The organism is Streptomyces sp. NPDC046349, assembly GCF_055587885.1.
This window is the reverse complement of sequence record NZ_JBVJFK010000008.1, coordinates 383,691-395,224: the sequence shown is the minus strand read 5'-3', so window position 1 is coordinate 395,224 and position 11,534 is coordinate 383,691. Positions and strand designations below refer to the sequence as shown.

11 protein-coding genes are annotated in these 11,534 nt (G+C 71.9%); 5 read left to right on the top strand and 6 right to left on the bottom strand.

Features of this window, described 5'->3' with window-relative positions:
* The first annotated feature begins 187 nt into the window (after positions 1 to 187).
* Complete coding sequence (locus ACZ6JS_RS21320; protein WP_469299873.1) at positions 188 to 658, top strand: hypothetical protein; 471 nt, start codon at positions 188 to 190, stop codon at positions 656 to 658.
* Between the two features lie 90 nt (positions 659 to 748).
* On the opposite strand, the gene ACZ6JS_RS21315 is transcribed toward ACZ6JS_RS21320, so the two are convergent.
* Together ACZ6JS_RS21315 and ACZ6JS_RS21310 are read right to left on the bottom strand one after the other, a co-directional pair.
* Positions 749 to 1,705, bottom strand: coding sequence for a DeoR/GlpR family DNA-binding transcription regulator (locus ACZ6JS_RS21315; protein ID WP_469299871.1), 957 nt, complete (start codon positions 1,703 to 1,705; stop codon positions 749 to 751).
* Positions 1,706 to 1,880: 175 nt separating this feature from the next.
* Positions 1,881 to 3,320, bottom strand: a complete 1,440-nt coding sequence (locus ACZ6JS_RS21310) for an NAD(P)H-quinone dehydrogenase (protein ID WP_076043842.1) — start codon at positions 3,318 to 3,320, stop codon at positions 1,881 to 1,883.
* Between the two features lie 199 nt (positions 3,321 to 3,519).
* On the opposite strand from ACZ6JS_RS21310, the gene ACZ6JS_RS21305 reads away from it, so the two are divergent.
* The 3 genes from ACZ6JS_RS21305 to ACZ6JS_RS21295 all read left to right on the top strand — a co-directional run bounded on the left by ACZ6JS_RS21305 (position 3,520) and on the right by ACZ6JS_RS21295 (position 6,614).
* Positions 3,520 to 3,957, top strand: coding sequence for a gamma-glutamylcyclotransferase family protein (locus ACZ6JS_RS21305; protein WP_037919211.1), 438 nt, complete (start codon positions 3,520 to 3,522; stop codon positions 3,955 to 3,957).
* Between the two features lie 168 nt (positions 3,958 to 4,125).
* Positions 4,126 to 4,932 carry a purine-nucleoside phosphorylase gene (locus ACZ6JS_RS21300; protein ID WP_469299869.1) on the top strand — a complete coding sequence of 269 codons (807 nt, stop codon included), beginning with the start codon at positions 4,126 to 4,128 and terminating at the stop codon, positions 4,930 to 4,932.
* A 35-nt stretch (positions 4,933 to 4,967) separates the two neighbouring features.
* Entirely contained in the window at positions 4,968 to 6,614 is a 1,647-nt protein-coding gene (locus ACZ6JS_RS21295; RefSeq protein WP_469299868.1) for a phospho-sugar mutase, read from the top strand.
* A 355-nt stretch (positions 6,615 to 6,969) separates the two neighbouring features.
* On the opposite strand, the gene ACZ6JS_RS21290 is transcribed toward ACZ6JS_RS21295, so the two are convergent.
* The 3 genes from ACZ6JS_RS21290 to afsQ1 are packed head-to-tail and all read right to left on the bottom strand — an operon-like array spanning position 6,970 to position 9,765.
* On the bottom strand, positions 6,970 to 7,611 hold the full coding sequence (locus tag ACZ6JS_RS21290) for a hypothetical protein (protein WP_469299944.1): 642 nt from the start codon (positions 7,609 to 7,611) through the stop codon (positions 6,970 to 6,972).
* Entirely contained in the window at positions 7,604 to 9,190 is a 1,587-nt protein-coding gene (locus tag ACZ6JS_RS21285; protein WP_469299943.1) for a sensor histidine kinase, read from the bottom strand. The genes ACZ6JS_RS21290 and ACZ6JS_RS21285 overlap by 8 nt, the downstream gene beginning before the upstream one ends.
* Entirely contained in the window at positions 9,088 to 9,765 is a 678-nt protein-coding gene (gene afsQ1 / locus ACZ6JS_RS21280; protein WP_063754818.1) for a two-component system response regulator AfsQ1, read from the bottom strand. The genes ACZ6JS_RS21285 and afsQ1 overlap by 103 nt, the downstream gene beginning before the upstream one ends.
* 199 nt (positions 9,766 to 9,964) lie before the next feature.
* Between afsQ1 and ACZ6JS_RS21275 the strand changes: the two genes are divergently transcribed.
* Complete coding sequence (locus ACZ6JS_RS21275) at positions 9,965 to 10,663, top strand: SigE family RNA polymerase sigma factor (protein ID WP_469299866.1); 699 nt, start codon at positions 9,965 to 9,967, stop codon at positions 10,661 to 10,663.
* A 150-nt stretch (positions 10,664 to 10,813) separates the two neighbouring features.
* Here ACZ6JS_RS21275 and ACZ6JS_RS21270 read toward each other — a convergent pair whose 3' ends face one another.
* Positions 10,814 to 11,518 carry a uridine kinase family protein gene (locus tag ACZ6JS_RS21270; RefSeq protein WP_469299864.1) on the bottom strand — a complete coding sequence of 235 codons (705 nt, stop codon included), beginning with the start codon at positions 11,516 to 11,518 and terminating at the stop codon, positions 10,814 to 10,816.
* Between the last annotated feature and the right edge of the window lie 16 nt (positions 11,519 to 11,534).

The following is an 11,534-nucleotide window of genomic DNA, read 5'->3' as shown; positions in this document are numbered from 1 at the left end:
CAGGCCTCCGGCAACCGGCGAAGTCCGCGGCGCGGCTCCGGCTGTCCTGCCGGGAAGGACGTCGTTCGCCGGCGGAGAACTCGACGAGCCCATCGAAACGGTGCACCTCGGAGCACGTGACAGCACGGCCCCGCAACCGGCAGACTGCTGTCGGTCGACCCCGTCATCGACGGGTTGGCTGTACCGGATGGACGCCAAGACGGAGCGGTTCGGAGACAACCGACACGAGGAGCTCCGTCAGATGGAGACAACCTTCGGCCCCGCATTCATCGAGGCGTACCGGAGCATCTGGGGCGCCGAAAACGAAACTGAGAACATCCACCCGTCACGGGACGTCGCATCCTGGGCAGGGTTCACGGAAGAATGCCGCTCGGGTTACGGAGACTCCCTGCCCGAGTACAACTTCGAGCTGTACGTGAGAGACCGACTGCAGAAAGCTCTCGACAGTCCGATGCTGCAGCAGCAAGCCGAGTACGAAGCGTTTCAGGCCGCAGTTTCCGCTACGGATCAGAACTTTCGCGATGCCACTCCCGTAGTCATCGAAGTAGCGAATCCCAGCGCTCTCGGCTGGTGGCACACACGTGTGCCCGACAAAGCCGGAGCGGAGTTCGCAGATGACATCGGAAGCCGGTTCGGAGTGAAGATCGACATCGTGTGACGGGGCACCGTCAGCGCGACCGGGCTGCGGCCTCCATGTCAGCCCCGCATCGGGGGCTTGGAGGCCGCAGTCGGCGGAACAGGAAGAGAGCTACCGCCGCCGCATGTCGGCGACCCGGGCCCGTTCACGCTCCCGTTCGCCCGGGTCCGACAGGGCCGACGCGCTGCGCAGCTGCGCCGTCGGGCCGCCCCGGCGCTGGACCGGGAGGGGGGAGTCGCGGCGGGGGCGACGGGGGCCCATGCCGTCCACGCCGCCGGAGGCCACGGGGCCGCCGGCCACGGTGATCTGGACGCCCTGGTCCGCCAGGGCCTGGAGCTCGGTGGCCGCGCGGTCGTCGTGCGGCGGGGGCTCGTCCGTGACCAGGCGGGTCATCACGTCCGTCGGCACCGTCTGGAACATCGTGTCCGTGCCGAGCTTGGTGTGGTCGGCCAGGACCACCACCTCCGCGGCCGCCTGCACTAGCGCCCGGTCCACGCTCGCGCTGAGCATGTTGGACGTGGAGAGGCCGCGCTCCGCCGTCAGACCGCTGCCCGACAGGAAGGCGCGGGAGACCCGGAGCCCCTGGAGGGACTGCTCGGCCCCGCTGCCGACGAGGGCGTAGTTGGACCCGCGCAGGGTGCCGCCCGTCATGACGACTTCGACCCGGTTGGCGTGGGCCAGCGCCTGGGCGACCAGGAGGGAGTTGGTGACGACGGTCAGGCCGGGCACGCGGGCGAGCCGGCGGGCCAGCTCCTGCGTCGTGGTGCCCGCGCCGACGACGACGGCCTCGCCCTCTTCGACGAGGCCGGCCGCGACATCGGCGATGGCGGTCTTCTCCGCCGTCGCGAGATGGGACTTTTGCGGAAAGCCGGACTCCCGCGTGAAACCGCCCGGCAAGACCGCACCGCCGTGTCGGCGGTCGAGGAGTCCTTCGGCCTCCAGTGCCCGCACGTCCCGCCGTACGGTCACTTCGGAGGTCTGGACGACGCGGGCGAGCTCCCGGAGCGAAACCGCTCCGTTGGCCCGCACCATTTCGAGGATCAATTGGCGACGTTCTGCAGCGAACACGAAACTGACAGTAACCCCAACGACCGTCTGGTTTCAGCTCTTTGCGCCGGAATACCGAAGTTGTCCATATGGCGGGGCGACTAGTGGTATACGCGGCCCGATGTCTGGGTGAACGTCCGGCCACGCTACGGCGTACCGCCCCAACACCCTTGGGGTGTGGGGCGGTTGGGGAAGGCTAGGCCTCCCCGCCGGCCTTCCGCGTGTGCAGCTGGCGCGCCACCTCGGCGATCGACCCCGACAGGGAGGGGTACACGGTGAACGCGTTTGCGATCTGCTCGACCGTCAGATTGTTGTCGACGGCGATCGAGATCGGGTGGATGAGCTCGCTCGCGCGCGGGGAGACGACCACGCCGCCCACCACGATGCCGGTGCCCGGGCGGCAGAACATCTTCACGAAGCCGTCCCGGATGCCCTGCATCTTCGCGCGCGGGTTGCGCAGCAGGGGAAGCTTCACGACCCGGGCGTCGATCTTGCCGGCGTCCACGTCCGCCTGCGTGTAGCCGACGGTGGCGATCTCCGGGTCGGTGAAGACGTTGGAGGACACCGTCTTCAGGTTCAGCGGGGCAACCGCGTCGCCGAGGAAGTGGTACATCGCGATGCGCCCCTGCATGGCGGCGACGGACGCGAGCGCGAAGACGCCCGTGACGTCACCTGCTGCGTACACGCCCGGCGCGGAGGTGCGGGAGACCTTGTCGGTCCAGATGTGCCCGGAGTCCTTCAGCCGGACCCCGGACTCCTCGAGGTTCATGTTCGCGGTGTTCGGGATCGCGCCGACCGCCATCAGGCAGTGCGTACCGGTCAGCACCCGCCCGTCGGACAGGGTGACCTCGACCCGGTCGCCCACCCGCTTGGCGGACTCGGCGCGCGAGCGCCCGACCACGTTCATGCCGCGGCGCCGGAAGACGTCCTCCAGCACGGCGGCGGCGTCGGGGTCCTCACCCGGCAGCACGCGGTCGCGGGAGGACACCAGGGTGACCCGGGAGCCGAGCGCCTGGTACGCGCCGGCGAACTCGGCGCCGGTCACACCGGAGCCGACCACGATGAGTTCCTCGGGGAGCTCGTCCAGGTCGTAGACCTGCGTCCAGTTCAGGATGCGCTCGCCGTCGGGCTGGGCGTCGGGGATCTCGCGCGGGGTGCCGCCGGTGGCGATGAGGACGGCGTCCGCCGTCAGGATCGTCTCCGTGCCGTCCGCAGCGGTGACGATGACGTCCCGGGTGCCGTCGATGCCCTGCGGGCCGCCCAGCTTGCCGCGGCCTCGCATGACCTTGGCGCCCGCGCGGGTGACGGAGGCGGTGATGTCGTGCGACTGGGCGAGCGCGAGGCGCTTGACGCGCCGGTTCACCTTGCCGAGGTCCACGCCCACGACGCGCGCGGCCTGCTCGATGTGCGGGGTGTCGTCCGCGACGATGATCCCCAGCTCCTCGTAGGAGGAGTCGAAGGTGGTCATCACCTCGGCGGTCGCGATCAGAGTCTTGGAAGGTACGCAGTCGGTCAGGACCGAGGCCCCGCCCAGACCGTCGCAGTCCACGACGGTCACCTCCGCGCCGAGCTGGGCCCCCACGAGGGCCGCCTCATACCCGCCGGGTCCGCCGCCGATGATCACGATCCGGGTCACGAAAAGTCCGCCTCACGTCTACCCGGCCGGCTGCCGCCCCGGCCGGTGTTCCGGGGGTTCTCCCCGGGGGATGCATTCCGTGCTCCATTGTCCCGCACGCTTCAAGGTGCTTCGCGCCCGGTCCCGCCGCGGGACTCCGTCCGGGGGTACGCCCGGCCGGGCACACCTCCAAGGCCGCCCCTCCCGTACTCTCGACCTCATGTCGCTCTACGCCGCGTACGCCGGCAACCTCGACCCGCGGCTGATGACGCGCCGCGCTCCCCATTCGCCGCTGCGCGGCACGGGCTGGATCAACGACTGGCGGCTGACCTTCGGCGGCGAGCAGATGGGCTGGGAGGGCTCCCTCGCCACGATCGTCGAGGCGCCCCGCCAGCAGGTCTTCGTCGCCCTCTACGACATCGCCCCGCTCGACGAGGACTCGATGGACCGCTGGGAGGGTGTCGGGCTCGACATCTACCGGCGCATGCGGATCCGGGTGCACACGCTGGACGGCGACGAGGCCGCCTGGTGCTACGTGCTCAACGGCTACGAGGGCGGTCTGCCCTCGGCGCGCTACCTGGGCGAGATCGCCGACGCGGCCGAGTCCGCGGGCGCCCCGCACGACTACGTGATGGAGCTGCGCAAGCGCCCCTGCTGAATTCCGCGCCGGGGCCGTACGGGCATGTCCTGCGGCCGATCACCGAAGGTCATCGCAGGTCGCGGTCGGTGGCGACGGACATTTGGTCGGAAACGACAAGACAACGATCCGAGCATGGTGAGCTGTGCCATCTACGCGCGTAGGCAATGAGCGGCTACGCTCGTCTGCGTGAACGCATCTGTTACCGATCCCACCGCCGCCGCCGACGCCGCAGCCGCCCGCCTGCGGGAGCTCACGGGCGCCGAGACCCACGATGTCGCCCTCGTCATGGGCTCCGGCTGGGCCCCCGCCGCCGAGGCCCTGGGCGCCCCCGAGGCCGAGTTCCTCGTCACCGAGCTGCCCGGCTTCCCCCCGGCCGCCGTCGAAGGACACGGCGGCAAGGTCCGCTCGTACAAGATCGGCGACAAGCGCGCGCTGGTCTTCCTGGGCCGCACCCACTACTACGAGGGCCGCGGCGTCGCCGCCGTCGCCCACGGTGTCCGCACCGCCGTCGCGGCGGGCTGCAAGACCGTCGTGCTGACCAACGGCTGCGGCGGACTGCGCGCGGGCATGCAGCCCGGCCAGCCGGTCCTGATCAGCGACCACATCAACATGACGGCCACCTCGCCGATCATCGGCGCGAACTTCGTGGACCTGACGAACCTGTACTCGCCCGCGCTGCGCGCGCTGTGCAAGGAGATCGACCCCTCCCTCGAGGAGGGCGTGTACGTCCAGTTCCCCGGCCCGCACTACGAGACCCCGGCCGAGATCAACATGATCCGCGTCATGGGCGCCGACCTGGTCGGCATGTCCACCGTGCTGGAGGCCATCGCCGCCCGTGAGGCCGGCGCCGAGGTGCTCGGCATCTCCCTGGTCACCAACCTGGCGGCGGGCATCTCCGGCGAGCCGCTGAACCACGAAGAGGTTCTCCAGGCCGGCCGCGACTCGGCCGCGCGCATGGGCAAGCTGCTGACCCAGGTCCTCGCCCGCATCTGAGGCTCCGGGACCGTACGAGAGGTAAGGCGGAAGTAGTGCAGGAACAGGACGACCTGATCACCCGGGCCCGCGCCTGGCTGGCGGAGGACCCCGACCCGGAGACGGCGGCCGAGCTCGACGCCCTCATCGGGGCGGGCGACACGGCGGAGCTCTCCGACCGGTTCTCCGGCACCCTCCAGTTCGGCACCGCCGGACTGCGCGGTGAGATCGGCGCGGGCCCGATGCGGATGAACCGCAGCGTGGTCATCCGGGCCGCGGCGGGCCTCGCGGCCTACCTGAAGGCCCAGGGCCACGCCGGCGGCCTGGTCGTCGTCGGCTACGACGCCCGCTACAAGTCGGCGGACTTCGCCCGCGACACGGCGGCCGTCATGACCGGCGCCGGGCTGCGCGCGGCCGTCCTGCCCCGCCCGCTGCCCACTCCCGTCCTCGCGTACGCCATAAGGCACCTGGGCGCCGTGGCCGGCGTCGAGGTGACCGCGAGCCACAACCCGCCCCGGGACAACGGCTACAAGGTCTACCTCGGCGACGGCTCGCAGATCGTCTCCCCGGCCGACACGGAGATCGCGGCGGAGATCGCCCGCATCGGCACGCTCGCCTCGGTCCCCCGCCCGGAATCCGGCTGGGAGGACCTCGGCGACGAGGTCCTGCAGGCCTACCTGGCCCGCACGGACGCCGTCCTGACGCCCGGCGGCCCGCGGGGCGTGCGGACCGTCTACACGGCCATGCACGGCGTCGGCAAGGACGTCGTGCTGGCGGCGTTCGCCCGGCACGGCTTCCCGGAGCCGGTCCTGGTCGCCGAGCAGGCCGAACCGGACCCGGCCTTCCCCACGGTGGCGTTCCCCAACCCGGAGGAGCCGGGCGCGATGGACCTGGCCTTCGCCAGGGCCGCCGAGGTCCAGCCGGACATCGTCATCGCGAACGACCCCGACGCGGACCGTTGCGCGGTGGCCGTCCCCACCGCGGACGGCTGGCGGATGCTGCGCGGCGACGAGGTCGGCGCGCTGCTCGCGGCGCACCTGGTCCACAAGGGCGCGACCGGCGTCTTCGCCGAGTCCATCGTCTCCTCCAGCCTGCTGGGCCGGATCGCGGAGGCGGCCGGCGTCGGCCACGAGGAGACCCTGACGGGCTTCAAGTGGATCGCCCGCGTCGAGGGCCTGCGCTACGGCTACGAGGAGGCGCTCGGCTACTGCGTGGACCCCGAGGGCGTCCGTGACAAGGACGGCGTGACCGCCGCCCTGCTGGTGGCCGAGCTGGCCTCGGAGCTCAAGGAGCAGGGCCGCACCCTGACCGACCTGCTGGACGACCTGGCGATGGCCCACGGGCTGCACGCCACCGACCAGCTCTCGGTCCGCGTCTCGGACCTGTCGGTGATCGCCTCCGCGATGGCGGCGCTGCGCGCGGAGCCCCCGGTCTCGCTGGCGGGCCTGCGGGTCGTCTCCGCGGAGGACCTGACCAAGGGCACGCAGTCGCTGCCGCCCACCGACGGCCTGCGCTACTACCTGGACGGCGCGTACAAGGCCCGGGTCATCTGCCGCCCGTCGGGCACGGAACCCAAGCTGAAGTGCTACCTGGAGGTCGTCGTCCCGGTGGCCGAGTCCTCCGACCTGGCGTCGGCCCGCGCGACCGGCCAGGAGATCCTGGACGCGATCAAGAAGGACCTCGCGGCGGCGATGGGCCTCTGACCCTTTCGTCGCCCCCCGCGCGACCCGGCCCGGCGGCTCTTTGCGGCCTCGCCCGCTGCGCCGGACTCCGTCCGGCCGGGTTCCCGCCCCGTCCGGCGGGGACCCGGCCACCCGCTTCCCCCGGCCCTCCGAGCCCCCGGCTCAGGGGGCCGTCGGCGTACCGGGGCCGCTCCGCTGCGCGGAGCCCTTCTCCCAGGCCGCCCCTGCACCGTTTCCCGGGCTGCGAGCCGGCCCCGCCGGCCTTTCGGGCGCCGGGGTGGGGGCCCCGCACCGGCGGCTCCGCCCGCGTACGGACTTCGGCGCCCCTGTTGGCGGGAGCCGGTCGGCGCTGCGCGCCCGCGCGCGTCCTCAGCGTTCAGGGGGACGGGGCTGCGGTCGGCCGGACGATCTCGCCCAGTGTCGGCACGGACTCCGGCCGCGAGCGGACCGCCTCCGTGCACTCCCACGCCCGCGGCGGATCGGCGTCCGGTCCGCCGAGGACCACCGGTCCCGGCCCGGCCGACACCGTCTCGCTGCCCGCCAGCGTGCACACGATCTGCGACAGCGCCACCGGCGGCAGGTCCTCCGGCTTGCGGCTGAGCCGCACCGTGCCGGCCGGGTCGCCCGGTTTCGGCGCGCCCGCCGTCAGCCCGGCCGGCACACCGGTCGAGAAGCCGGCGTCCCGCTCCTCCGCGCTCGGCGTCCGCTCCAGCGCCTCCAGCAGCGCCTGCGCGGCCTGCGCGACGGGATCCCGTACGGTGCCCTTCTCCGGCATCGGAACGGTCCGCTCCACGCCCACGAGCTGTGACCCGCAGACCAGTTCCACCGTGGCGGGGAAGCCCGGCTCCCCACTCTGCCCGCCGGGCTGCGCCGGGGTGTCGCACGAGACGCGCGACGGCGCCGCGCCCACGTCCACGGGCACGGTCGTCGCCCGGATCCCGCAGCCCGCGGTCGCGAGCAGCGCGATCCCGACGAGCGGTACCAGTACGGCCGGCACCGCCGGCAGGACCCTACGCATCCAGGTCACCAGTGATCGCCTTTCCCACGTCCACCGGCAGTCGCAGGGTGAACAGCGCCCCGCCGCCCGGCACGTTGGCCGCGGTGATGTCGCCGCCGTGGATGTGCGCGTTCTCCACGGCGATCGACAGTCCGAGCCCGCTGCCGTCCGACTTCGGCCGCGACGCGCTCGCCTTGTAGAAGCGGTCGAAGACGTGCGGCAGGACCTCCTCGGGGATGCCCGGCCCGTTGTCCTGGACCGCGATCACCAACCAGTCCCCCTCCACGGCCACCGACACCCGCACCGGCGAGCCGCCGTGCTTGAGCGCGTTGCCGATCAGGTTGGCCAGGATGACGTCGAGGCGGCGCGGGTCGAGCCGCACCACGATGTCGCGTCCGGCGTCGAGTTCGACCGCGTCGAGCCAGGCCCGGGCGTCGATGCAGGCCGTGACCTGGTCTGCGACGTTGACGTCGTCCAGCACCAGCTTGGCCGTACCCGCGTCGAAGCGGGTGACCTCCATCAGGTTCTCCACCAGGTCGTTCAGGCGCCGGGTCTCGCTGACGACCAGGGTCACCGCCGGTGCGATCATCGGATCGAGGTCGTCGACCTCCTCCTCCAGCACCTCGGCCACCGCGGTCAACGCGGTCAGCGGCGTGCGCAGTTCGTGCGACATGTCGGCGACGAAGCGGCGGCTCGACTCCTCTCGCGCGCTCATGTCGGCGACCTTCTTCTCCAGCGCCTCGGCCGTCTTGTTGAAGGTGCGCGACAGGTCGGCGAGTTCGTCGGTGCCGGACACGTCGAGGCGGTGGTCCAGTTCGCCCTCGCCCAGCCGCCGCGCCGCGTCGCCCAGCCGCTGTACGGGCTTGAGCACGGTGCGGGCCGCGGCCTGCGCGAGCAGCGCCGAGCCCAGCAGGGCGAGGATCGTCGCGATGGTCAGCGACCAGGCGAGCGCGTTCAGGTCGTCCCGTTCCTGCGCGAGCGACTTGTACATGTATCCGGTCGGCCCGCCGCCCACGATCCGCGTCCCGCCGACCAGGTACGGATTGCCGCGCGGCTTCGTGCGCTGCCAGTACACGTGGTATTCGGCGTCGTTCGCCGCGGTCGTCTTCTGCCGGTCGTTCACCGCGTTCTGCAGGGACTTCGGCACGTCGGTCAGCCGGAAGTTGTCGGGCCCGGCCGCCCCGTACATCTGGCGGTCGTCCTTGCCCTCCTGCACGAGCAGCACGCTGTAGCCGGGGCTGCTGCCCGCCATCAGCTCGGCGGTGCGCTGCAGCTCCTCGGGCGTCGGGTCGGCGGGCAGTGCGGCGGCACGGTTCTGCATCTCCTGCCGGAAGTCGCCGAGGGCGGCCTCCTGGACGCGGGTGAGCACGGCCTCGCGGTTGAGCCAGTAGGCGATGCCCGACGCGGACACGGCGGCCGTCAGGGCGACCAGTGCGAAGACGACGAGGAGCCGCAGCCGCAGGCTGGTCCAGCGCCGGCCCGCGAGCAACGACCGGATCACTGCGGGGAGTCCAGGCGGTAGCCGACGCCCCGGACCGTACGGATCAGGGTGGGCGAGGAGGGCACGTCCTCGACCTTGGCGCGCAGCCGCTGGACGCAGGCGTCGACGAGCCGCGAGTCGCCGAGGTAGTCGTGCTCCCAGACCAGGCGCAGCAGCTGCTGGCGGGAGAGCGCCTGTCCGGGCCGGCGGCTCAGTTCGAGGAGGAGTCGCAGCTCGGTCGGCGTGAGCTGGAGGTCCTCGCCGTTCTTCGTCACGGTCATGGCGGCCCGGTCGATGACGAGGGAGCCGAAGCTCGCCGAGTCGCTCGACTCACGTTCGCCGCGGCGCAGTACGGCGCGGATGCGGGCGTCGAGGACGCGCCCCTGGACGGGCTTGACCACGTAGTCGTCGGCTCCGGACTCCAGGCCTACGACCACGTCGATGTCGTCGCTGCGCGCGGTGAGCAGGATGATCGGCAGCTGGTCGGTGCGGCGGATCCGCCGGCACACCTCGAAACCGTCGATCCCGGGCAGCATCACGTCCAGCACGATCAGATCCGGCCGCTGCTCGCGCAGCAGTTTCAGGCCGTCCTCGCCCGTCGCCGCGGTGGCCACACGGTGGCCCTGGCGTGACAGGGAGAGTTCGAGGGCCGTGCGGATGGCGTCGTCGTCCTCGATCAGCAACAGGAAAGGCACGGGCTCATTCTGTCCCATAGGCAGTCGGGAGTTCGACCGTCAGGCGGACGAGATCCTGCGGGAGTCCGCCGGATCCTCCCGACGGCCGCTGTGACAGTGCTGTGACAGTCGACGGACACCCCGGTTAAGTCGGCCGGGCAGTCTTCTTCTCAACGCACAGCGATCCGAAGCAGAGACACTCCACGACGGGGGGCGCGAGATGAACACGCTGCACAGCACCACCACCAGCGCGGTTGTCACGCGGCTGCACGATGTGAACCGCCGGGCGGGTGTCCGTTCGGTGGCGGTCGCCCGGCCCCGGCCGGCCCACGTCGTAGCCATTGACGCAAACCAGTACCAGGCGGTTCCCGCCCAGCAGCAGACCCCGTCCTCGACGTCCGAGGCGGAGTTCACCGCGTACGTCCAGGAGCGGCGTGCCGCCCTGTACGCGACGGCCTTCCACCTCACCGGTGACCGTTACGAGGCCGAGGACCTGCTGCAGAGCGCGCTGTTCTCCACGTACCGCGCCTGGGACCGGATCAGCGACAAGGCCGCGGTCGGCGGCTACCTGCGCCGCACGATGACGAACCTGCACATCAGCGCGTGGCGTCGGCGCAAGCTGAACGAGTACCCGACGGAGGAACTGCCGGAGACGGCCTCCGACACGGACGCGATGCGCGGTACGGAGCTGCGCGCCGTGCTGTGGCAGGCGCTGACCCGCATCCCGGAGCCGCAGCGCACGATGCTCGTGCTGCGCTACTACGAGGGCCGTACGGACCCGGAGATCGCGGAGATCCTCGGCATCAGCGTCGGCACGGTGAAGTCGAGCATCTGGCGCTCGCTGCGGCGCCTGCGGGAGGACGAGGCGCTGAGCTTCGGCAGCGACGAGGCGGAGTCCTTCGAGGAGCTGGTCGCCTGACGGCGGACAGCTCACCACATGAACCACCCCGGCCACGGGGGACCGTCTTGCGGGGGTGAGGCGGCGGCCAACGGGGGAGAAGGCGCGGGATCGGTCGGCCGGGGGTCCGACCGGTCCCGCGCACCCGTTTCCGGGCCGGGAGGCGCCCTCCTACGCGGCGGCGGGGGTCGTGGAGCGGTGTCGGCCGGCTGCGGCGGCGAGCTGGCCGAGTGCCTCGTCGGGGCCGCAGGCGTGGGCGCCCAGTTCCACGTGGCGCGCCACGATGCCCCGCTCGGCGCGCATCAGGCGCCAGCCGCGCCGGAGCAGGAACAGCACGGACTTGCGGCCCTCGCGCAGGTCGCGGGCGAGCCGGCGGCGGAACGTCGTCGAGGGGCGGCCGCGCAGGCAGATGGCGTCCGCGAGGAGGCCGAGGTCCTGGCAGCGGGCGGCCACGTCCGCGGCGAAGATGCCCTCCGCGACGAACAGCGTGGTGCGGGCGATGTCGAGGGTGTCCCAGCCGGTGCGGGAGCTGGTGGCGATGTCGTACACCGGCACGTCCGTCCGTCCCGACGCGCACAGCTCGGCGATCGCGGCGACGGCGGTGTCGGCGTCCCACGAGAGCGGGGAGTCCCAGTCGATGTCGGAGCTGCCCTCCACCAGCGGAAGGGTGGGGTCGTCGGCTTCCTTGTAGAAGTCGTCGAGGCGCAGCACGGGCAGCCCGGAGCGGGCGGCCAGCGAGGATTTTCCGGAGCCCGACGGACCGGTCAGCAGGACGACTCGGGTCGGCGAAGGAGAGGAAGAGCTCACGGGACACCAGTCTGAACCATTCCCCCGGGTAGGGGATCCTCCCGGTGACCGGTTGGTGTCCAGGAACACACCTCCACTACGCTGC